This is a genomic window from Ruminococcus sp. AF17-1AC (genome assembly GCF_003461385.1).
GTDB classification, from domain to species: Bacteria; Bacillota; Clostridia; order Oscillospirales; family Ruminococcaceae; genus Hominimerdicola; species Hominimerdicola aceti.
Genome location: NZ_QTWZ01000008.1, coordinates 22,387 through 46,014, shown reverse-complemented (window position 1 = coordinate 46,014; position 23,628 = coordinate 22,387). Strand labels below are relative to the sequence as shown.

The 23,628-nt window shown below is 41.9% G+C and carries 15 protein-coding genes; all 15 read left to right on the top strand.

Annotation, left to right across the window (positions count from 1 at the left end; all coding sequences use genetic code 11):
* Nucleotides 1-12: 12 nt before the first annotated feature.
* The 15 genes from DWW81_RS07120 to DWW81_RS07050 all read left to right on the top strand — a co-directional run bounded on the left by DWW81_RS07120 (nucleotide 13) and on the right by DWW81_RS07050 (nucleotide 23,559).
* Nucleotides 13-885: a type II secretion system F family protein gene (locus tag DWW81_RS07120; protein WP_117934585.1), complete on the top strand. Its 873-nt coding sequence runs from the start codon at nucleotides 13-15 to the stop codon at nucleotides 883-885.
* Nucleotides 886-902: 17 nt separating this feature from the next.
* Nucleotides 903-1,118: a Flp1 family type IVb pilin gene (locus DWW81_RS07115; protein ID WP_117897104.1), complete on the top strand. Its 216-nt coding sequence runs from the start codon at nucleotides 903-905 to the stop codon at nucleotides 1,116-1,118.
* 110 nt (nucleotides 1,119-1,228) lie between these two features.
* Entirely contained in the window at nucleotides 1,229-1,984 is a 756-nt protein-coding gene (locus DWW81_RS07110; RefSeq protein WP_117897103.1) for a hypothetical protein, read from the top strand.
* A 59-nt stretch (nucleotides 1,985-2,043) separates the two neighbouring features.
* Complete coding sequence (locus DWW81_RS07105) at nucleotides 2,044-6,084, top strand: DUF5702 domain-containing protein (RefSeq protein ID WP_117897102.1); 4,041 nt, start codon at nucleotides 2,044-2,046, stop codon at nucleotides 6,082-6,084.
* A gap of 56 nt (nucleotides 6,085-6,140) precedes the next feature.
* A complete protein-coding gene (locus DWW81_RS07100) occupies nucleotides 6,141-6,881 on the top strand; it encodes a hypothetical protein (protein ID WP_117945379.1) in 741 nt (246 codons plus the stop codon).
* A gap of 35 nt (nucleotides 6,882-6,916) precedes the next feature.
* Nucleotides 6,917-7,639 (top strand): hypothetical protein, encoded by a 723-nt coding sequence (locus DWW81_RS07095; protein WP_117897100.1) that lies wholly within the window; start codon nucleotides 6,917-6,919, stop codon nucleotides 7,637-7,639.
* Between the two features lies 1 nt (nucleotide 7,640).
* Nucleotides 7,641-8,381, top strand: coding sequence for a hypothetical protein (locus DWW81_RS07090; protein WP_117945378.1), 741 nt, complete (start codon nucleotides 7,641-7,643; stop codon nucleotides 8,379-8,381).
* 104 nt (nucleotides 8,382-8,485) lie between these two features.
* Complete coding sequence (locus tag DWW81_RS07085; protein ID WP_181984648.1) at nucleotides 8,486-9,862, top strand: TadE family protein; 1,377 nt, start codon at nucleotides 8,486-8,488, stop codon at nucleotides 9,860-9,862.
* Between the two features lie 225 nt (nucleotides 9,863-10,087).
* Complete coding sequence (locus DWW81_RS07080) at nucleotides 10,088-10,813, top strand: A24 family peptidase (protein WP_207661178.1); 726 nt, start codon at nucleotides 10,088-10,090, stop codon at nucleotides 10,811-10,813.
* A 164-nt stretch (nucleotides 10,814-10,977) separates the two neighbouring features.
* Nucleotides 10,978-12,279, top strand: a complete 1,302-nt coding sequence (locus DWW81_RS07075; RefSeq protein ID WP_147339768.1) for a WG repeat-containing protein — start codon at nucleotides 10,978-10,980, stop codon at nucleotides 12,277-12,279.
* Between the two features lie 56 nt (nucleotides 12,280-12,335).
* Complete coding sequence (locus tag DWW81_RS07070; RefSeq protein ID WP_117897095.1) at nucleotides 12,336-13,793, top strand: DUF6382 domain-containing protein; 1,458 nt, start codon at nucleotides 12,336-12,338, stop codon at nucleotides 13,791-13,793.
* Between the two features lie 125 nt (nucleotides 13,794-13,918).
* Complete coding sequence (locus DWW81_RS07065) at nucleotides 13,919-14,692, top strand: PP2C family serine/threonine-protein phosphatase (RefSeq protein WP_181982696.1); 774 nt, start codon at nucleotides 13,919-13,921, stop codon at nucleotides 14,690-14,692.
* 126 nt (nucleotides 14,693-14,818) lie between these two features.
* Nucleotides 14,819-16,567 (top strand): serine/threonine-protein kinase, encoded by a 1,749-nt coding sequence (locus DWW81_RS07060; protein ID WP_117897093.1) that lies wholly within the window; start codon nucleotides 14,819-14,821, stop codon nucleotides 16,565-16,567.
* Entirely contained in the window at nucleotides 16,564-17,040 is a 477-nt protein-coding gene (locus DWW81_RS07055; RefSeq protein WP_117897092.1) for a hypothetical protein, read from the top strand. The genes DWW81_RS07060 and DWW81_RS07055 overlap by 4 nt, the downstream gene beginning before the upstream one ends.
* Nucleotides 17,041-17,100: 60 nt before the next feature.
* The gene (locus tag DWW81_RS07050; RefSeq protein ID WP_117897091.1) at nucleotides 17,101-23,559 is read left to right on the top strand and encodes an Ig-like domain-containing protein; all 6,459 of its coding nucleotides are present in this window, start codon (nucleotides 17,101-17,103) and stop codon (nucleotides 23,557-23,559) included.
* The last annotated feature ends 69 nt before the right edge of the window (nucleotides 23,560-23,628 follow it).

The window sequence follows — 23,628 nt, the reverse complement described above, 5'->3', positions numbered from 1 at the left end:
GAGGTGAATAATTTGAGTTTTACAAGCTCATATGTAATGGCAGGGATAGGAACATTTTTTATATTGTTCTGGCTGTTCCTGTACATAAAATACAGAAACGCTTACGGTCAGGTCATTGACGCTATCGACAAGAAAAAGTTTATGTTCGGCGAGATATATTTTATCGGCTTTGGGTTCATAACGCTTTTTCACATCAACATCAAGACCGAGAGAGGAAGCAAGAAGATAAAAGAGATAAGCGAGATATACGGCAGAAAATACGCTGAATTTTATCATTACGTTATCACGGGTGGAAGCATTGCATACTTTCTAACTCTCTTGCCAATGGGCTTTTGCCTCGGTGCCATAGCAAATAATGTTATGCTTGGTGTGCTTGGCGTTGTGGCTTCTGCGCTTCTTATGGAATATATGAGCGGTGAGATAAAGAAAAACGTCAACGAGCGAAGAGAGGATATCCTCGAGGACTTGCCGCAAATGCTTTCAAAATTCACATTGCTTATAAATGCGGGACTTATCGTTCGTGACGCCTGGTTCAAGGTGGCATACGCAAACGATAGGCCCATTTATAAAGAAATGCAGGAGGCCTGCGTTGAAATGAACAACGGCGTGCCTGTCAGAGAAGCTGTTTTCCATTTTGCCGACAGGTGTTCGGTGGCGGAGGTAAGAAAGTTTGCAAACTCCGTTAATCAGAATATGGAAAAGGGCGGAAGCGAACTCACGAGAGTTCTTAAAGAGTTAACAACTGTCAGCTGGGAAGAAAAGCGAAGCAGAGTAAAAGTAAAAGCCGCAAGCGTTGGAACTAAGCTTATGTTCCCGTCTATGATAATGTTCATAGCGATAATAATGATGGTTGTTGTTCCGGCGATAGGCAACTCATTAATGTAATAGGGGGGTGAAAAAAAATGAAGAAAATTAATGAAATGATGATCTCAGCATATTTGAAGGGTATGTCAAAGCTTAATGCTTTTAAGGACAATGAGAGCGGTGAAGTAAATATGGTGGCTATCGTACTTATCATCATCGTTGTAATTGCACTTGTTGCTGTATTTAAGGATGGTATTTCTGATGTACTTTCAGCAGCTTTTAAAAAGATCAAGGAAGCTATCGAAACTCTGTAAACATAAGCTTAAAGGCTATTGTTTATATGGAAACAGCTCACAGCTTTTTGCTGCGGGCTGATTCGAGATAAACAAAATATACAAACGCATAAACATAAATTCTTATAGGGGTGATCGGTATTAAACTGAACAGGATATTCGGGAAGAAAGGCGAAAACATCAAGGACGAAAAGGGCGCTGTGCCTATCGTTGAGGCAACGTTTATTTTTCCTATCGTGTTTTTCTGTATGTTCTTTCTTATTTATATCGGAATGTATATTCTGCAAAGTGTGCTTATCTACACGCAGACCCAGAAAGTTGCTTCTATCGTCAGCAAGAGTATGGCTGTGACTGGTTATGAAAAAGTCGGCAAGCACACAGCGGACAATGTGAATTTTGATTTCAAGGACAATAAGTATTTCACTCAGGATTCTGTAAACACGATATATGACGAGAAGGCGAAGCTTTACAGATATTTTTATTCCGACCCGATTGCAGGCAATTCGGATATCAAGTCGATAAATTCGTCTCTCACAAGTCTTATCGACAATCTGAGCATTATAAGCGGCGGAGGCGTTACCTGCGATATAAACGCAAAGAATTATTTTATAAATCAGACCGTCAGCGTGACCATAAAACGTGAGGGAGCTATCCCTGAGGTTTTCAGCTACATAGGAATGGACGGCGTTTCAAGCGATATTACTGTTACTGCCACGGCGGCAAGCTGCGACGGAGCGGAATTTGTGCGAAATACCGATATGGTCTATGACTTTGTGACGTTTTTGAGCGATAGGCTGCACATTTCGGACAAGATATCTTATCTGAAAGAAAAGGTGCAGGGCGCCTTCAAAGAAGATGCCGAGAAAGCTGCTAATGCGGCCGGATAACTGGATAAAAATATAGCAATATAGAAATGCGGATAAATTTTTCTTAGGGGGAAGTATTGATGATATTTGGAAAATTCAGAAAAGCTAAAAACTCAGATATAAATTTAGCTGAAATAAATGAAAATACAGAGCTTGCGGTCTTTTCAGAGGTTGATAATGACGTCAAGCCAAAGAAAAAACGCTCAACAGAAAGAATAAGAAAGAATATCAATGGCGCAATATCAATTTTTCTTGTGCTTATAATGATACCAATGTTCACATTTGCAGGAACGATCGTTGACCTTTCAAGGGTCAATTCCGCAAACGTAGTGCTTTCGGGCGCAAGCGACCTTACGATGAATGCGGCGCTTTCTGATTACAATGAAATTCTCAAAGACGTTTACGGAATTTTCGCAATGAGCGCAACTGAGGACGACCTTACGAACAATCTCGAGAGATATTTCAACAATTCTCTCAGCAATATCAGCGACCTCGACACAACGGATTCATACACAAGAGATTACATAAACAGCCTTACCTCTTGGCTTTCAACAGCAGGCAGCGAAGGTTCGGCGGATTTTGACACGCTTATAAATCTCACAAATGCCACCTGCGATGTATCATATGTCGGCGGCTCTGAGGTATATCATTCAAACATACTCAAGAGACAGATACTAGAATATATGAAGTATCGTGGCGTTGTTGCGGTATCACAGGAACTTATAAACAAGTTCTCAGGCTTTAGCGGCTTTGACAAGCAGAGCAAGGCTATCAAGGCAAAGATGAATTATGAAAAAGAGCTTGAGAAGATAGGTGATTCCTGTCAGACGGCTTATAACGAACTTTATGAAGCAAGAAAACAAAAACATACAAGTGTAACGCAGGATATACTTGGATATGAGATCGAAGCAGACTGTGAGAATAAAATAGAGTTATTCAAGGACGCATATTTAAAGACAGTTTCGCTTGCAAAGAAAAATTATGATAACGTAAGTAAATATCTTGTTTACATAAAGGTCCTTGAGGACACAAGTGCAGATAAGCTAAATGTTAATTCTAATGTGATCCTTTACAATGAAATAATTAATAAATCATCAGAAGCAACAGAAAATATGGGTGAAGGTCTTAAAGAGGGCTATACAGTAACTAATGAAGCCTATACTCATAAAGGTCTTGAGGGCGTACTGTCTAATGTGGAATATTTTAAAAGTAATAATATAGGTCTCACATCTGGTTGCGAGATGAATGATGAAAAGACTGATTTTAATGAAAGTTCCGATTATAAAGGTGGCTTTTATGGAACAATGGAGTCATTTGTAGATGATATAAAGTCTCAAAAGTCTAATATAAATGGAGAGTTAAGTGAAGATAATGTCATTAAGGTTTATCAGCTCAAGCAGACTATAAATAATTGGATAAATAATGATGACAATAAAACATATCTTGCGAATATATGGGCACTTAAGGATTATTTTTATTCTTGTGAAGGTAACGATTGTAAAATAAATGAATATTTTAAAAATATAGAGGGCTTTATTTGTGATATCAATGATATAGCAGATTATACGAATAATTATGTAAATAGTTATAAAGATAAAGTAAAGTCCCTTGCGGTTGAGGCAAATAAGCAGATAAGACTTGTCTTTGATGATTGTACTATAATGATATCGAAATATGAGGCTATCGAAAAAGATCTGAATGCGGTCATAAGCGATATTGAAGCAGCTGAAGAAAAAGGCGATGATTGGAAGAAAAGTATAGATAAGGTAACTGACAACAGTTCAAAGCAGACTATGACCTCAGACTATGAGAGCGAAGCACAGCCACTGAAAAAAGCTGATGTTGAGGCTCTTCGTGACAAGGTCATAATAGTCAATAAGGAATTCTATCAAGATATTTTAGATAGGATAAAATCTTTAAAGTATTGTGGAAATAAGCTTGCCGAAAAATATGACTCTAGTAAGGTAGAAAAAGCGGATTACGAAAAAGATTTCAAAAAGTCAAAAATAATGCCGGATACCGTTGACAGCAATGGTATGGCAGCGGCTATAAATAGTGCAAAGGCAAATTTTGAGTCAGATACAGGTAATAGCTTTAAAGCTTTCTGCAGACTGCTTGAAAATGACGAGTTTTCTACAAAAAGTGGTTTTACCACAAAGGCTCAAGAGGAAAATCAGCAGTTCTTTGAATATCTTGCTTCAAACTTTGAATATAAAGCCGGTACTGAAGAGGAAGAAAAAAGCGAAGCCAGCGATGGAGGAAAGGAAGCTCTTATCGACAAGGGCAAGGTCACTTCGGCGAAGGAAAATGCCAAGAACGACAAGACACTTTCGGGAGACGTTTCATCGGACTTTCTTGACGCAATGGTGACGAACAATTCAAAATCGCAACAAGATATCGGTGTTGACCCGACAGACCCGGAAGGTTCCAGCGATGACAATGTCACAGACACCGCCGATTCGATGAGCGGTGAAGAGACGACTTCGTTCCTTGAAGCCGTAGGCAATATCGCAGCGACAGGCCGTGACAAGCTTTACCTTGTTGAATATATGCGGAATATGTTCAGCTGCTATACAACGAACATTGACCCCGACGCAGGCAATCCGAACATTGAGGAAAAGAAGGATAAGGAAGTCGGTTCACAGTATGAAAACAAGGACGACTTTGAAAAAACGCTCAGCGGAATAGCTATCTCGGCGGACAACAATTACTATTACGGCGGAGAATGCGAATATATCCTTTGGGGCGGAACTCCTAGCAGCGCAGTCAACAAGACAAAAGCTTCTATTTTCGGAATAAGATTCATACTTAATCTTATATACGCAATGTCCGCTCCAGATATCAATGCGCTGACATTTGAGTGGGCGACAGCTATCGCAGGCTGGACGGTTTTCGGCGTGCCGATAGTTCAGACTGTTTTGAAAATAGCCCTTGCGCTGGCGGAATCGGCATATGACTTGAACCAGCTATGCTTAGGCAAATCTGTACCGCTGTATAAGAGTTCCACTACTTGGGCGATGTCGCCGCAGGGAATGATAGGCATTGCAAAAGATGCGGCAGCTGAGTTGATAGAAAATGCGGCAAAAGAAGCTGGAGCTTATTTGAATGACTCTATAACCAACATTTTTGATAAGATAGAAAACACAGCAAATAACAAGATATCAGAAATTGGTGATGATGTAAAAAAATATATGAATCAGACGATAAGAGACGTATCTGATAAGGTCATAAATGCAACTGTTACACCTTTTATGAATGGTATAAAAGGTGTTTTAGGCAAAATTGATTCCAGTTGGGGTAAAGATAAAATAAAAGAAGAACTTCAAAATTGTCTTGACAAGCTTAAAGAAGGCGCAACAGATGATATTTATGGTCAAGCGAAGACAGTTGCTATTGAGTATCTTGAGGGCAAAATCGGCGAAGTAACAGATACGATTTACGATAGTTTACAGGAAGCAGCAGGTGTTAAATCAGAAACTATAATAGGAAAAATAAATGATTTGTTTAAGACAGTCGATTCGGGTGTAAATTCGGGAACAGGCTATATTTCTGAACTTAATGATGTTATATCAAATAAGATAACAGAGTTGAGTGGAGATCTAAAGAAAACAGTTACAGATACTCTTAATAGTACAGAAGATAATGTAAAAGAAAAGCTTAATGAAGCTTTGAATAATTTTTCTAATGAACTTTCAGAAAAAGTGTCAGGTGGTCTTGACAAGGTCGGTGAGTCGGCTCCAGACAGTAAAACTGTTGGAGATGTTTCAAACGCAAAGGCTGCTACCATAAGTCTTAATTATAAAGAATATCTTTACGCTTTTATGCTCATTGGCATATTGGCAAATGAAGATAATATGGTGGCAAGAACCGGTTACCTTATGCAGATGAACATAAGTCAGAAAATGACTGACGCAGGCTTTAATGATTCTGACAGAGAGAATTTTGATATGACGAAGATGTATACAATGGTGCAGATCCATTCAGAAGCTGACGTTGATTCCGTATTTATGGGAATGTTTGAAAAGAAAACTGTCAATGGCGAGGAGTCTTATTCACTCAATTTTGATGGGGATGGAAGCAGTACGGACAGACTGGTTTACAATGGATTCATTGGTTACTAGTTTTTAGTTTTTAATTTTATTTCAATATTTTTTAATTTTTAAGGAGTGTAAATCTAATGAAAACAACAAAAATTATTGCAGCAGTAATGGCAATGACGATGACAATGGGACTTTGTGCTTGCGGAGACAGCGCTGACAGCGGCACAACTGACAGCAAGTCAACAAAATCAACGGTCGCACAGGATAAATCGCAGGCAGAAACAACAGCCTCTAATGACGAAGAAACATCGTCCGCTGTTGAAGAGGTCGATTATCAGTACGGTGTAGTTTCTATTGATGTTCACTTTAGATTTTCAAAGCATTTCGACCACGATTGGAAGGTTTACAGCACAATAAATCCAATGACAAGTACAGAAGACAATTCTTGTTTTCTTACAGTAGGTAAACTTTGTGATGAATATAATAATCTCACTATTGACATAGATAAGCCAGAAGAGTGGTTGGATACTGTTCACGACCAAATGGCAGAAGATCTTAGCAATGGTTACAATTATGTAATGGTAGACCCTGCATTAAATATAAGTGAAAGTGAGATTCAAGAAATAAACGGCAGAACTTTTGTTAGGTTTGTAGGCACATTTTTTGATGATAATTATGACAAAGATGTTGACCTTGTAGGTTATCTGACCGTAGTAAAGGGAGACCCTAATCTATCTTCATATAAAGAAGATAACACTGCAGGATTTATTGTTGCTCAGTATCACGACAAAGCAAATATCGACGAGCTTGACGCATATGCAAGAGAGGCCGCTGAAACTATGGCTGTTGGCAAGGACGAATGGGATAAGATGGAGTAATCATTATTTTTTAATTTATAATGGGAGTAAATCTAATGAAAACAACAAAAATTATTGCAGCAGTAATGGCAATGACGATGACAATGGGACTTTGTGCTTGCGAAGATAGCGCTGACAGCGGTACAACAGATAGCAAAAAAAGCAGTTCAGTTTCAACAGAACAGTCACAGTCTGAGACAAAAAATGAAACAAAAGAAGATGAAACTTCTTCAACAGCAGAAGAAAATGATTATCGTAACGGCGTAGTTTCAATTGATGTTCATTATAAGTTTTCAAATCACTTTGACGATGATTGGAAGCTTTATGGAGATATGAACCCTATTACAAGCAAAGAAGACAATTCCTGTTTTCTGTCGATTCCGAAACTTTGCAATGAGTACAATAATCTGACTATTGATTCTGATAAGCCGGAAGAGTGGCTCGACACAGTTAAAGACGAGCTTGCACAGAAGTTGAACAATGGTGTAATTTATACTGTGTTGAATCCTGAACTGAATATCACAAATCAGGAAGTTCAAGAAATAAACGGAAGAAAATTTGTCAGATTTGAAGGTACATTCTATAATGACGGTTCAAGCAAAGATGTTGCATTTGTTTGCTATCTGACAGTAGTAAAGGGCGACCCGAATTTGTCTGAATATGTAACAGATAATACAGCAGGCTTTATGGTCGCACAAGACGCAGATAAGGCGGATATCGAAACACTTGATTCGTATGCAAGGATACCTGCCGAGACGATGACTGTTGGAGAAGAGTAAAATGACTAAGAAAAAAATTATTGCAGCAGTAATGGCAATGACGATGACAATGGGACTTTGTGCTTGCGGAGACAGCGCTGACAGCGGCACAACTGACAGCAAGTCAACAAAATCAACGGTCGCACAGGATAAATCGCAGGCAGAAACAACAGCCTCTAATGACGAAGAAACATCGTCCGCTGTTGAAGAGGTCGATTATCAGTACGGTGTAGTTTCTATTGATGTTCACTTTAGATTTTCAAAGCATTTTGATTACGATTGGAAGATTGGTAGCACTATTGATCCAATGACAAGCACAGAAGATGATTCCTGTTTTCTTACAGTGAATAAACTTTGTGACGAATACAATAATCTCACTATCGACGCAGATAAGCCGGAGGAGTGGCTGGATACCGTTCACGACCAAATGGCAAAGGATCTGAGTAATGGATATACTTATACAATGGTAAATCCAGCATTGGATATAAGTGAAAATGAGATTCAAGAGATCAATGGCAGAACTTTTGTTAGATTTGTAGGTTCATTCTATGATGATAAGCATAAAAATGATGTTGACTGCGTTGGTTATCTGACGGTAGTTAAGGGAGACCCGAACCTTTCTGAGTATAAAGAAGATAACACAGCTGGTTTCATTGTTGCCCAGACACACGACAAAGCAAATATTGACGAGCTTGACGCATATGCAAGAGAGGCCGCTGAAACTATGGCTGTCGGCAAGGACGAATGGGATAAGATGGAGTAATCATTATACATTTGTAAAAGCATTTGATTTAGGGAAGACGGCGGCGGAAATATTATGGGAATGAGAAGTATAAAGCTATGAAGATAAAAAAATATATAAAAAATATGATAAGTTCTGTCGAGCGCAAAAGCAGGCTTATAAGCGGTTCGTTGACTATCGAGGCGGCGTTCGTTCTGCCCTTCTTTATGTTTGGGTTTATGGCGCTTGCTATGCTTGCCACCACAACAAGGGCACAGAGCACTATCCAATACGCTGTTGACCAGACTGCAAAGGAGGTCTCGCAGTATTATTACGTCATAAACCGCCTTGGATTTAATCACGGCGGCGACGCTAATGACGAAAATATCGACAAAGTGGACGACTTTCTTGAGAATTTTAATACTTTTCAGTCGACCGTTGCTGACGCTTCCGAATATTCGCCAAGTCAGATAAACACTATCGACGATATATCTAAAACTTATAAAGATATGCAGGACAATTTCAAGAATGTGAAAAATGCCAGTCAGGAGCTTTACGGCTCGTTCAAAAGTATTGCTGACAACCCTATGGCGATAATGTCTTCAATGGCGACAATGCTCAAAAATGGCGCAGGAAACGTCGCAGTCTGCCGTATCATCGCCCAGCCGCTTAGCAAAGCACTTGTGCAGAAATATATTTCCAACAACGGCAATATCGACGATACCCTTGAAGCAATGGGCGTTGTTGACGGAATGGATGGCATTGACTTCGGACTTTCCACCTTTGCGATAGACGGAAAAACCGTCAACGTTGTGGCGGTCTATAAGATAAAGCCAATGGGATTTAGTCTTATAGATTATACATATACTGTAAAAACAACAGGCAGCACGGGAATATGGGGCACGAACGTCACAAACTCAGAAGCTAAACAAAAAGAGGATGAAAAGAAGAGCGAGAGCAATGACAGCTCACAGGCAGAGGAAGAAGAACAGGAGCCTGTTTCACCTTGGGACGATACAATAAGCATAGGCGATCAGTTTGAGACTTATGCAAGCGGTATAGAGCAATCTCTTGGCAGCTGTACAAGAACTCAGTCGAGACAGGGCTTCCATTTCTATCTTGATTCAAAGACGTCATATCCCGACGGCGTTGAGCCGGGCGGCAATTTCCCTGCGGACAGTTATATAAAGGTTATGACAAGAAATATGTTCTCTGCGTCATATTATAAAGACGGAAAGATAGATATAAATTTTGTCAAGTCAGATATAGAGAGAGCAGCAAACAAGCTTGATCAGAAAGTCAACGCTGTTGATTCAACTATCAAGGTCGGTCAAAAGGACAGCACGCAAAAGACTGTTCAGTCTGACAAGACAAAGAGAAACAAGTATATCATCGTTGTCGTGCCGGAAAACACAACTGAAGAAATGCGAAAGGACCTTGAGGATATAGCCTCGAATGTAAGATATGATACCGGCGTTACTGTTATCTATCAGTATAAGGATAAGACCACAAAGGCCGGATAGATATTAAAATTAATAAAATTCAAAACAAGTGGGACGTCAATTTATCTACGAGTAACGTCGAGCAGATAAATTTCGCCGTCCCCTACAATTTGCATAAATACGCTGTTTGTAGGGGTGACCTGAGGTCGCCCGTTGAATTACTATTCATAATATGAAGAAAACTGAAAGGGTTGTTTTTGATTGATAGGAAAGTTGATAATTAATGTGCTGATAACGCTTGTGGGTATGGCCTTTTTAGTAAGATATTTCTGCTATTTTGATAAAAAGTATGAAAAATATGATAAAAACGATAATAGCGATAAAAATGAAAAAGGCGCTGGAAAAATTTCCGAAAAGTCAAAAAAGCCCGAAATGCTTGAATTTTCGGAGCTGAAAGAATACATAAAGGCGAAAAAGAAGTTTTTTATCATAAGCGGCGTGTTCTTTATGGTTCTATGCTGCGCAGGAACGTTTTTTGCAAAGTCAAATTCGCTGGCGAATTACCGATTTATGAAGTATTTCGTTTATACTTTCCTGCTTTATATGGCGGCTTATACGGATATAAGAAAGAAGCTTATCCCGAACGATCTTATAATCGCAATGATCGTTGCAAGAGTGCCTTTCCTCTTTGCCGAGGTCTTTTATAATATGGTAAAGTGGCAGGTGGTGCTGAAAGTTTGCGGTCTGGGATTTGTGATGTCCGCAGTTGTGGCGCTTGTTATGATGCTCATTTCAAGGGGACAAATGGGCGGCGGAGACGTTAAGCTTCTTGCGGTGATAGGTCTTTACGTCGGCAGCACCAATGTGCTCACCGTAATGCTTTTCTCTTTCATACTCTCGGCTGTTGGCGGTCTGGGCTGTATGATAATAAAAAAATACAAGGCAAAGGACACTATCCCCTTTGCACCGTTCGTTTTTCTTGGAATGCTTATCTATTTTGTGCTTATCTGCTTTGTGGGCAAGGCGGCTTGACGAAAATTTTATAGCATACAAAATACAAAAGCGTGTAATCAACGGGCGAACACAAATTATAGAATACTAAGGAGCTGACATAGGACTTGAGCAGTCAGAACACTCAAACTAAAGACAGTCAAAACAAAAAAAGCGAACAGAACAAAAAGCTTCTGCTCCTCATAATGATAATACTTCCATTTCTGACTTGGTATGCGGTCTTTAACAACAAGACCACCACCTTGCAGGAATACGACAAGTATATGAAAAAAGCGGAGAATTTCGCAAAGAAGGAAATTTATATCGACGCTGTTTATAATTATCAGCAGGCTTTGAAGCTTGATACGAGTAATTATGATCTTATGCTGAAAATTTTTGACTCTTATGTTCAGCTTGCAGACGATGACGGCATTGAGAAAACCTATGAGCAGGCGCAGGCTTTAGACCCTTCAAGGTCTGATATCTATGTGAGATACATAAACCAGCTTATCGACACGAACGCTTATGATGACGCAGTTGAGGTGGTCACGACTGCAAGGGAAAAATCAAGCGGCAAGGAGATCGACGAGCTTTATGAGAAAATTTACAGGCTCTACAAAGAGACTTTCCTCGACTATGATTATGCTTATCTTTACTGCAAGGGTTATATGAAAGTCACAAACGGTGAAAACGGCGACAGAGTTGGACTTATCAAAACGAATGGTTCGGGCGTGCTCAGAGCAAAGTATCACGATGTTGGTCTTTACAGCGAGGAAAAGGAAGTTATCCCTGTCTGCGATGAAAACGACACTTGGTATTATGTTAACTCTAGCGGACAGAAGAAGCTTGTGCCAGACCACGAATACAGCTATCTCGGTTCTTTCACAGCCGATTATGCTCCTGCGCTTTACAAGGGCAAGTACGGCTATGTGAACGAGGATTTCGAGGAAAAGAACTTTGAATACGACTTTGCAGGCTCTTTCGAGGACGGCATTGCCGCTGTAAGAAAGCATGATAAGTGGGGCATTATAAACGACAAGCTCGAAATGGTCACGGATTTTGAATTTGACGATATAATAATAAATGATTTCGGCATTTGCTCAGAGGGCGGATATTTCTTCGCCTCAAAGGGCGGAAAGTATGCGCTCTACAACAGCAAGGGCAAACAGGTGGGCAGCGAGTCATTTGAAAACGCAAAGATGTTTGTCTGCGACGAGCCTGCGGCAGTAAAGCAAAACGGCAAATGGGGCTTTGTGGATACCGACGGCAAGATCGTAATAAAGCCGCAGTATGAGGACGCAAATTCATTCTGCCTTGATTTTGCACCGATACAGCAGGGCGAATTTTGGGGCTATATAGACGGCAGCGGAAAGATCATAACCGATATCGAAAATGACAAGTTCTCAGCCGCATACAGCCTTGATACAAACGGATACAGCGTAATATACAACGATTTTGATATGCCGAAGCTGCTGAGATTTTACGGCGCTGATCTTAAAGACAAATAAATTTATATAATTTATATAGTTTATACCCACAACCAATATCACGGAGGAAAGCAAAAATGGATAACTTTGTTCAATGGAATTACGAAAACGCCAACACAGCGAACTTTCTTGTTTACACCCTTGGCGAGAATGAGAATTTTGATACAGTAGCTCTTGGAATGCTGCTCAATAACAATATCGAAGGCTTTCTGCCGATGATATATCTTCAGAACGATGAGGAAAGGTATTTCAAATACAATATCACTTCAAAGGTGTCGCTGAAAATGTTCTTTGAGGAAACTGTCAATAAGACACGCTTTCTCAATGTTATCTCAAGCATTTGCAAGGCATTTGAAATGTGCGGAGAGTATATGATCGAGGACAAGTCTATCGTACTTGACGTTGAGCATATTTTTGTGGACGTAAGCTCCGCAAAGGCTGAGCTCGTTTGCCTGCCTGTACTCAAAGAGGGCGGCGCAAACGTCAATGTTGTGAACTTTTTCAAGCTGCTTCTTATGTCAACACAGTTTGACCCAACTGAGAATTGCGACTATATCGCAAAGCTTCTCAACAGTCTCAATAAGTCCGACAAGATGTCATTTGCTGAGATAAGAAACATTGCGGAAGAGCTTCTCGGCAATGTTCAAGAAGAAGAGGACAAGCCTGTTATGAACGCAATGAGCGCTCCGCAGACAGTTTCCGCAGCAGCGCTGATCACGCCAATTGCTCCAATGCAGAATGTTCAAAATGTTCAGTCAGCTCCAAATATCCAGAATATCCAGCGTACCCAAGTTCAGAATATGCAGAGACCTAATACACCGAATATTCCAAATATTCCAAACATACCAAATGTTCCAAATCAGCCTAACCAGCCGCAGAACGTTCCGCCTGTTATAAATGATAATTCAAAGAGCTCGCATAAGGGCGGACTTTTCGGCGGACTTATGAAGTCGGGCAAGAAGAGCAAGGAAAAGAAGCCTAAAAAGGGCAAGGAGGCCGTTCAGGCCGCACCGCAGATGGCTATCCCGGGAGTAAAGGCTTCCGCAGGTCCGCTTATGCCGAATTATCCACAGCCTGCACAGAATGTTGCACCAATGGCAAATAATCAGCCTATGCATTCTATCCCAGCTCAGCAGATGAACGTCCAGCCGGGGATAACATTCCAGCAGAGCGCACCGAAAGCCGCTCCACAGCAGGCAATGACAACTGTCCTCAACAAGGATATGCTTTCAGCTAACTGCACGCCAAAGCTTTACCGCTATAAGACAAACGAACTTATCGAGATAAACAAAGTGCCTTTCAGAGTTGGAAAAGAAGCAAGCTTTGTTGATTATTGCATTTCTGATAACACCGCAGTCAGCAGGAGCCACGCAAATATCGTTAAGCGTGGAAACGACTATTTCATTGTTGACACAAATTCCACAAATCATACATACGTCAACGGCGCAATGATTCAAAGCAATGTTGAGATAAAGCTTGAAGAGAATACAAGAATAAAGTTTGCAAACGAGGAATTTGAATTTAGATTTTTCTGATAAATAAATTCAAAAGTATGTGGGACGTTGTCAACCATAAAATACGTAAATGTGTGTTTGTGTGTAGGGGCGAACAGCGTTCGCCCGTTATGGAGCGTATGCGAATAAAAAAAGGAGTTACTATTTTGGCATATCTAGTTTCTGCTCGGAGTAATAGAGGTAATGTAAAAGAGAATAATCAAGATGCCTGTACAGTCAAAACAGCTTCCACAGCCTTGGGCGAGGTGGCTTTCGGGCTTATCTGCGACGGAATGGGCGGACTTTCTGAGGGGGAGACCGCCAGCGCAACGGTGATATCAGCCTTTTCGGATTGGTTTTATAACGCCCTGCCTTTCCAGCTCGGGGCGGATAATTTCTCGGGACAGCTTTTCAGCTCTTGGAACAATATTATTGATATCTGCAACAAAAAGCTACATACCTATGGCGAAAGCAGAGGGATTAAGCTTGGTACCACCTGCTGCGGAGTTCTTGTGGCGCAGGGGAGATATTACGTCATCAACATCGGCGACTCGAGACTTTACGCCGTGACGAATAAAAGCTTGTCCCAGCTCACCGAAGATCAGACCTTTGTTGCACGAGAGGTGAGAGAGGGAAGAATGACCCCAGAGCAGGCGGAACAAGACCCGAGAAAAAGCGTTTTGCTCCAATGTATAGGCGCTTCAAATTCCGTTACGCCCCAGTTCATTGAGGGCGCTGTCACACAGGATACAGCCTTCCTGCTTTGCAGCGACGGCTTTCGCCACCTTGTTAGCGATAAAGAGCTTCTACGCTCCTATGCGCCGAAAGTCCTCAAAGACAAGGAAACAGCCGACCGCAATTCAGATGAGCTTATAAGGCTCAATATGGAGCGTGGTGAAAGCGATAATATCACCGCCGCTGTTATAAAGGTAACTATATAAAAAATGACAGGAGTATAATTGTAGGGGCGAACATTGTTCGCCCGTTACCTGTCGATGTATTAGATCATATAGCTTTGTTATAAAATTGAAAATCATATAAATTGGAAAGTTTAGGAGTTTGCAGATATGTTGACGATCGGTTCCGTTATTGACGGCAAATATAAAATACTCAATAAAATAGGTCAGGGCGGAATGAGCGTCGTTTATCTTGCGATGAACGAAAAGGCCAACAAGCAATGGGCTATAAAGGAGATCAGAAAGGACGGCGTAAAGGACTTTCAAGTCGTAAAGCAAAGCCTTATCGTTGAGACTGATCTGCTTAAAAAGCTTGACCACCCAAATCTGCCAAGCATAGTGGATATAATCGAGGACGATAACACTTTTCTTATTGTAATGGATTATGTCGAAGGCAGATCGCTGGAAAAGGAACTTGAAGAATACGGCGCACAGCGGCAGGATAAGGTCATAGAATGGGCAAAACAGCTCTGTGATGTGCTTATCTATCTCCATTCGAGAAAGCCGCCGATAATATACCGTGACCTCAAGCCCGAAAATATTATGCTCAGACCTGACGGCAAAGTTATGCTTATCGACTTTGGTACGGCAAGAGAATTTAAAGAGCGCAACGTTTCAGATACAGTTTGCCTTGGAACAGTCGGCTATGCAGCCCCCGAACAGTTCGGCGGACAGGGTCAGACCGACGCAAGAACTGATATCTATGGACTTGGTGCAACGCTTTTTCATCTGCTGACAGGACAAAGCCCCTGCGAGCCGCCATATGAAATGCGCCCCATAAGAGAGATACGCCCCGAGCTTTCATCGGGACTTGAAAAGATAATACTCAAATGCGTCGAAAAAGACCCTGCCCAGCGTTATCAGTCCTGCGAGGAGCTTTTGTATGATATCGAAAATTACGACAAGTTCGACGATATGTACAGAAAAAAGCAAAAGCGCAGATTGTTCGCTTTTTCGCTGACTTTAGTCTTGTCAGCGGCGTTTTTGACATCGGGTCTTGTCCTTGACCACATGGCAAATTCAAAGCGCAATAACAACTATGCACATCTTATCGAAGAAGAAAAGCAGACTGCGGATATAACACAGAAAATGGATATCTGTCAGACTGCGATAGAGATAAAGCCAGCGGACAAAACTGCCTACCTTGAACTTATATTGGCAATGAAGTCAGATTCGGAATATTCCGTTGACGAGGAGCAGCTTCTTGTGAATATCATAAACAAGAACGAGGAGGAGCTTAAAAAAGCCCCAGCCACATATGGCGAGATATGCTTTGAGACGGGCAAGCTTTATTGGTATTATTATTCCTACGGCAAAAACAGTTCCGGCGACGAGGACTCGAACAAGATAATCCGAATGAGATCGGCAAGAAGCTGGTTCGATAACGCCGCAAAGTATTCTGACAAGACTTTCAGCAAGTACAATATGGCGCTTATCTATCGTGATATCGGCAATTTCTATGCGCAGATAGACCAGCTTAGAACGGAAGCAAACGATTCTGGCGAGTATAAAACGCTGTTCAAGAATTATCAGTCCCTTTTGAAACTTATAAAGTCGGGTGACGAGGCTGAGATAGTCCAGCTGGAGCTTTACAATGCGATACTAAATTCCGTTGAGCAGTATGGCGACAAGTTCGCCTCTGACGGCGTGAAAAAAGACGATATCCTTTCAGCCGTTGAGCAGATAGAGCAAAGCCTTGATGATATCTCTGAAAGCTCGGAAAAGCTCACTTCATTGAAGCTTGAAACAAAAAAAGCTGTTGAGGTAGCAAAAACAAAGATAACAACGGCTTATGCTGATAATAATTCAGATGATACAAATAAAACAGACGAAACTGAAAAGGCGGTGGATAAAGAATGAGCGTTGAAAATCTTAGTCTGCTGTCTGTGATAAGCTTTGTGCTGGCTGGTGCGCTGTTTGTGACGGCGGTGCTGCTGTTTTTCCTGCTGAGGATAAGCAAAGTCATATCAGAGCTTTCGGGTCTCGCCCAGAAAAATGCAGTCAAAAAGCTGAAAAACAAGCAGAATATCACCACCACCAAAGAGCTTCCAAAAGTCAGCGGCGGGCTCAAAGCTGTCAGCATTGACAACAAAAATATGACAGACAAGCTTATGGCGTATGATATGTCCCAAAGTCAGACCACCGTGCTCCAGCCCGTCGGCGAGACAACGGTGCTCGGCGCTGGTTATGGCGAAACTACTGTCATAGGCGTAAGCGCAAACGCTGCTCAGCCGCAAGCGCAGGATATGCAGCAAGATCAAAATATGCAAAATACACAGATAGCCTTTGTGGTCTGCGAGGATATAACCCTTTGTGATGGAAATGCGATTTAAAATTGCGATTTTTTGCAATTTAGGATAGGAAATTTGAAAAAGGAGAGGAAAAATAAGTATATGAAGTGCAAAGAACAAAAAATTGCTTACAAAGAGCAATTTAAGCTCGGCAAAAGAGTGACTTCCTTTATGACAGCCTCTGTGCTTGTGCTTTCAATGTGCACAACAGACGTTTTCGCTGGTGCTGACCAGTCGGATGGGAATGTAAAGGATAACGACAGTATAAAGGAACGCCTTTGTCAAGTGACCGTTACTGACGACTCGGTAATGCTTGATTTCGGCTCGGCCATATTTAAGGACAATGGGCATAGCGAGGCTTTAACAGTGGAAGAACTTTCCGACTATGTGGGCTTTGAAAGCGACGACGTCAAGTTCGATATCGAGGCTGACGAGGAGAACAGCTCAAAATTTTATCTCAAACTCAGTCAAGAAAACGAATGGGACAAGCTTATCGATAAGAGCACAAAAGTTGACGACGTTTATTTTTACAAGCTGAAATTCAAGCAGAAAGAAAGCTTCTATGGTGAAACAGGCGAAGAGATAAAGCTTTCGGGGGCTGTTGCCATAAAAATGACAAAGGCCGATGAGAACTATTCAGTGCAGCTTATAACGGCGAAATCTTTTGACGAAAAAACCAAGAGCTTTGAGATCAAACTCGAGGGCGAAAACGGCGAATTTATCGGCGGCAATAATACTATCAAGGTCTTTAACGGCAAATCTGCGGTGGTGAATTTCAAGCCTGCGCAGTATTATAGTTTCAAAGGCTTTAAGATAGACAACGACGAGATAAAAGAGATAAAGGCCGAAGATACGGACTTTGACAACGGCGTTTACAGCTATACGATCGAAAACGTAACGAAAGATATGACTGTCACAGCAATAACTGAAAATATCGTCATAGGCAGCGTTTCTATCAACGACCCTGCAAGCATATGGTATCCAAAGGACAAGGTCATTGACTTTGATATTTCATATTATCCTGCCGAAGCCGAGAACACCCTCAATGTGTGTACTGATAACAAAATCGTTGAGCTTAGATATAACAAGGCAAGCGGCAAATGTACACTCGACCCTAAGGACTATGTTGGAACTGTAACAGTCAAGGCATACGACAATAATGGCAGCGCAGGAGCTGAGAAAACTTTCAAATTTACCGATACATATTACAATATCACAGGCAAGAAAGTTTCCTCTGACTGGTATCACAGCGCCGTGACATTTTCACCTGTTGATGGCACAGATCTTGAGATCAACGGCGAAAATTGTGATAGTTATTACGGCAAGACATTCGATCAGGAAGATAAATATAGTCTTGACCTGAAAGTCAAGAAGGGTGATAAAGTCCTCACAACGGACAGGATAGATTTTAATATCGACTTAAACGCCCCAGAAATGACCGCAGGAACAGACCTCGAAAAGCTTGACAGCAAGAATGGTGAAAAGCTTTATAGGAATTCCAAATGCAAATATTTTTATTTCACAGTCAAGGACATATGGAATGGAAAAGACGCTTTCAGTTCTGATAATAATTTGGACGTGAGCGTTAAAAATACTGGAGCAGTTCAGTCTGTTCAAGTTAAGGATATAAGCGGTGAGATCAGCGGTGAAAGCAATGTACATACTTTCAGAATACCGCTGGAGAGCGATGGTTATAAAAACACCGAGATAGAAGTATCCTATACAGACCAGTCAGGCAGAAAGTGCAGCCTTAAAAAGTCTATCGAGTGGGACAACATTGCCCCAGAGCTTGGACTTTTTATCGACCAAAACGGCGACCTCCAGTCAATTGAAGATAAGGCTTCTGTTGCAATAAGAGATAACTGCCTCTATTTCAAGGCCTCCGATGACAACCTTGCAGAGGTGAAAGCTTTTTATACTATTAATGGCAAAACAACGGATATCGACCTTACGGGATATAAGTCAGGTTTAGATAAAAAGATAATTTTCAATGAAGTGGGCGTTTATAAGCTCACTATCTCCGCAAAGGATCGCTCAAACGCTCCTGTTGAAAAGACTTTCACAGTTGAGTATAACGATCGCAACGTTGAAATAAAGCTTTATGCCGACGGCAAAGAAGTAAAGGGCGGAGAGTTTTTCAACCCGAAGTCTAAAACACAGGACTTTACTTTCAAGATCAATACCGAAAATTCTTTCCCAATCGCAGACGAGTGCGAAGTTCTTCTTGTAAAGGACAGCTCTGTCGAGCGAAAGACTTTTAAAAACGGCGAGGTAAGCTTCACAGCCGATCAGGGCAATTACAATTATATCCTCATTTCGGGCGCATATAAAGTAGATAAGGGCGACAGGTTCACTTATCGAGTCAACAATATCTGTGTTGACGGCACAGCTCCGCAATTTGAAAGAATGGCAACTGACGACTGTTATTTCTCAAGCTTTTATGACACAGTTTTCGTTAAGGGCGAGAGAATGTTAAGGCTTTATATCTCCGATAATGTCAGTGGTATAACAAAAGCGCAGGTCAATTGCGAAAAGGCTGAGGGCTATGACGATAAGTATTCCTCACAGTCCTTTGAATTTGACCAGCAGAATATCAAAATCGATGAACAGACGGGCAGCAAGTATGTTGACATTAGAATTGAGGCGGACTTTGCAGGCAAGATAGACCTTGTTTTGTATGATAAGGCAGGAAATGTTTCTGACACGATCACCACAAATTTCAAAGGCAATGAGTTTTTTGCCGTAGATGCCACAAACCCTGTTATCTCCGATATGACTATTTCGGGCGACAATGTAAAGGACAATTATTATAATTCGGAAAGCAAAGCCGAATTTAACGTAACGGAAGATTTTCTTAACTATGAAAATTCCGTGCTCTATATCACAAAGCAGACCGCTGAGAAAGCAGAGTATGAGCAGTTCACAGTCAAGGAGCTTTTGGACAATACAGACGGCGTTTACAGCTGTAAAAAGAACGGTTCGGTTTACGATTTCACAGTAAACGCAAATGAAGAAGTCAAGTACACTATCAAGATGATAGCGGCGGACGAAGTTGGCCACAGCGACGAAAAGACGATCGAATTTTATGTGGATAAAACAAAGCCGGAGGTCGAATATCTCCGCAATTCACACAATATCCCTGCAGACGATAACGGCAAGATAAAGTCCTCACAGGATATAAGCTTTGATATCGCTCTCACGGATAATGTCAGCGGACTTAAAGAATATTACTATGAGTTCACCCCTGTCAAGGGCAAGGAAGGCACAACTCAAAGCTATGAGAGCCAAGTAATATCTCTTGACGGACAGATAGGCAGCAGCACTGTTAAAGTCACATTTCCTTTCAAGGACGATACAGTTTTCTATGGCACTTTGACCCTTTATGTAACAGACAACTGTGGCAATACTAACACCTATGTGCTTTCGGAAAACACCGCAGGCGATGACAAAAACTGCACTATCATTATCGGCAGCGCAAAGCCTAAGATAGCCGTAAAATATGACAACAAAAACGGCGCTTCAAACGGCTCTGCAACATATTACAGCAAGGCGAGAAAGGCTGAGATAACAGTTTCCACAGCCGATTTCTCAGAGGATAAAACTTTCGTTATCGTCACAAAGGACGGCAAAAAGACCATCAAGACTTTCAAGGAGCTTGGCTATACCTATAAAGAGCAGGGCGGACAGTCTTATTACACCACAAAATATGACTTCACAGCCGACGGCGTTTACAACCTTTCCGTAGATGCAAAGGACGAGATCGGCAACACAGCAGATCAATTCTCAGAAAGCTTTGTTATCGATAAAACAGCGCCAACAGTCAAGGTTCAGTTTGATAACAACAACGCAAGAAATGCAAAGTATTTCGGCCGTGACCGTACCGCAACTATCACCATCACAGAGCGCAATTTTGACGCCGACAAGGTAACATTCACAGGCGAGGGCTATTCAAAGTCCGTCAAGTGGAAAAATAGCGGCGATACCCATACTGCCGAGATAAAATTCTCAGACGAAAAGAATTACACCTTCGGCGTTTCCTGCAAGGATCTTGCGGAAAATTCATCAAGAGATATCACAAGCGGACAGAAAGCCGTAAGCGATTTTGTAATCGACAAGACCGCACCAACAGGCACTATCTCAATAAACGGCGTTTCAGATTGGTCGGGCTTCTTTGGTGGAATAACATTTTCACGCTTCAGCGATAAGGCTCTCGATGGTAGCCTTTCGTCAGCAGACAACCTCAGCGGCGTTGAGTCCGCTCAGTATATCATCGCATATGATGAAAAGACTATCGGCGAACTTTCAAGTGAAACAGGCTGGAAAAACAGCTCAGATATCACACTTGACAACAATACTCAGTCTGTCGTGTATGCAAAGATAACAGACTTGACAGGCAACGTAAGCTACATAAACACAAACGGCATTATAGTTGATACAAAGTCCCCTTCTATCGCAATTTCGGGCACGAACAGCTCTAAAATTTACAACGGCTCTGTACCTGTAAACATCAGCGTAAAGGAAGCTATCGCTGAAAATAACGTTTATTCGGGACTTAAAACAGTTTCCTATCGTGTAAGAAACGGCGGCAGAGTTACGCAGAGCGGCACCCTTTACAGCTTCACAGCAAAGGACGACACAAGAAAGAGCGACCTTTCAACAGGCTGGACAGGCAGCATAACAGTTGACTCTGCACAGAACAATTCAAATGATATCACAGTCGAGGTCACAGCTTATGACAACAGCGGAAATTATTCCACACAGAACATAAGCCTTAAAATCGACACTACAGCGCCGACTATCACAGTCGCATATGACAACAATAACCCCGACGCTTCCTATACGGATATCTATAAGGGCGACAGAACAGCGCACATCACTATCAGAGAGCGCAATTTCGATCCCGATAAGGTGAAGATAAGCATACAGTCTTCTTCCACAGCCCCTAAGATAAGCGGCTGGACGACAAATGAAAACAGCGCAGACCCAGATCAAACTACTCACACAGCACAAGTCACATTCTCTGCTGACGGCGATTATACATTTGATATATCCTGCACGGATAATGCTTCAAACGTCGCAAAGGACGCAGATTTCGGCAACTCAAAGTCGCCAAAGTCTTTCACGATCGACAAGATAAGACCTGCCATTGATGTGACATTTGACAAAAAGATCGCCGAAAAGGGCTTTTACAGCGGTTCAAGACTTTGCACAGTCACAGTAAACGAGCACAACTTTGATGAAAAGCGTATGAAGATAGCCCTCACTTCCACAAAGGACGGCAAGGTCGTTGAGACGCCGACAATAGGCAAGTGGAAGTCAAAGGGCGATACTCATACCGCCGAGATAAGCTTCACAAAGGACGCAGATTACACAGTTGCAGTTACAGGTCGTGACAAGGCAGGCAACGAGTGCGCTCAGCAGGCTTCATACAGCTTCACTATCGACAACACAGAGCCGACCCTCGCAATAAGCGGCATTGAGCCAAATTCAGCAAACAACGGCGACAAGCTCAGCCTTAGCGTTACGGCGGCTGACATCAATCTCAGCTCTGCGGACGTTTACCTCAAGTACATCGCCGCAGACCAAAAGGGCTATAAGGAAAACACCCTCAAGCCGACCGAGAAAAAGAAGGATGGCGGAGAGACTTTCACCTTTGACGACCTCAAGGACGACGGAATTTACACACTTTACTGCACAGTAAAGGACAAATCTGAAAACATCTGCAAGGCCGCTGATATCAACGGCAAGGACGTAAAATTCGACGGCGAAGAGGTTATGACGTTCTCTGTAAACCGAAACGGCTCAGTATTCACATTCGACGAAAACACCGCCGATAACAACGGCAAGTATCTTGTAGCTCCCTCGAGAGTTGTGATCTATGAGACCAACGTTGACGAAGTTCTTCCGCAGGATACCACAATAAATGTGTTCAGAGACAACAAGAACCTTGACCTTGACAAGAGCGGATATAAGCGTGAAAAGGTCAGCAAGGATGGCGAATGGTATCAGTACAAGTACACTATCGAGCGTGATGTCTTTGCGGACGACGGCGTATACAACATTGCAGTCGTTTCCACAGATAAGGCTGAGAACATTTCCGACAGCGCAAGCAAGGGCGCAGAGCTTAGCTTTGCGGTAGACACCACGGCTCCTGTCTGCGTAGTATCAGACTTTGAGAGCGGCAAGGTATACAACACCGCAAAGAAAGACGTAAAAATGAGCGTTACAGACAACGTTGCACTTTCCGAGGTATCAGTAAAGATAAACGGCGAGGACGCATACAGCTGGGATACAGACCAAGTAACGCAAATGCAAAAGAGCGCAGAGCCATTCACATTCTCGATAAACGCAAACAACGGTGAAGAGCTCAGCGTTGAGGTATCCTACAAGGATATGGCAGGCAACTCAAGCAAGCAGACCTTTGACAACGTTCGTGTAACAACGAGCCGTTGGGTACTGTTCTACACAAACAGACCGCTTCTTATCGGTTCTGCGGCAGGACTGCTTGTTGTGATAATTCTCATTATCGTTCTTATCGTGAGAAAGAAACGACGCTTCTAATTTGAATGAGGAATGAGGAATTAAGGTATCGCCTTTGGCGATGAATTATTGATTTTTTTTGAGGCGACC

Excerpts from the sequence above, each read along its gene's own strand:
- DWW81_RS07090 (WP_117945378.1), top strand. The coding sequence starts at position 7,641 with ATGACTAAGAAAAAAATTATTGCAGCAGTAATGGCAATGACGATGACA.
- DWW81_RS07060 (WP_117897093.1), top strand. The coding sequence starts at position 14,819 with ATGTTGACGATCGGTTCCGTTATTGACGGCAAATATAAAATACTCAAT.
- DWW81_RS07075 (WP_147339768.1), top strand. The coding sequence starts at position 10,978 with ATGATAATACTTCCATTTCTGACTTGGTATGCGGTCTTTAACAACAAG.
- DWW81_RS07055 (WP_117897092.1), top strand. The coding sequence starts at position 16,564 with ATGAGCGTTGAAAATCTTAGTCTGCTGTCTGTGATAAGCTTTGTGCTG.
- DWW81_RS07095 (WP_117897100.1), top strand. The coding sequence starts at position 6,917 with ATGAAAACAACAAAAATTATTGCAGCAGTAATGGCAATGACGATGACA.
- DWW81_RS07070 (WP_117897095.1), top strand. The coding sequence starts at position 12,336 with ATGGATAACTTTGTTCAATGGAATTACGAAAACGCCAACACAGCGAAC.
- DWW81_RS07105 (WP_117897102.1), top strand. The coding sequence starts at position 2,044 with ATGATATTTGGAAAATTCAGAAAAGCTAAAAACTCAGATATAAATTTA.
- DWW81_RS07100 (WP_117945379.1), top strand. The coding sequence starts at position 6,141 with ATGAAAACAACAAAAATTATTGCAGCAGTAATGGCAATGACGATGACA.
- DWW81_RS07080 (WP_207661178.1), top strand. The coding sequence starts at position 10,088 with ATGGCCTTTTTAGTAAGATATTTCTGCTATTTTGATAAAAAGTATGAA.
- DWW81_RS07115 (WP_117897104.1), top strand. The coding sequence starts at position 903 with ATGAAGAAAATTAATGAAATGATGATCTCAGCATATTTGAAGGGTATG.
- DWW81_RS07050 (WP_117897091.1), top strand. The coding sequence starts at position 17,101 with ATGAAGTGCAAAGAACAAAAAATTGCTTACAAAGAGCAATTTAAGCTC.
- DWW81_RS07085 (WP_181984648.1), top strand. The coding sequence starts at position 8,486 with ATGATAAGTTCTGTCGAGCGCAAAAGCAGGCTTATAAGCGGTTCGTTG.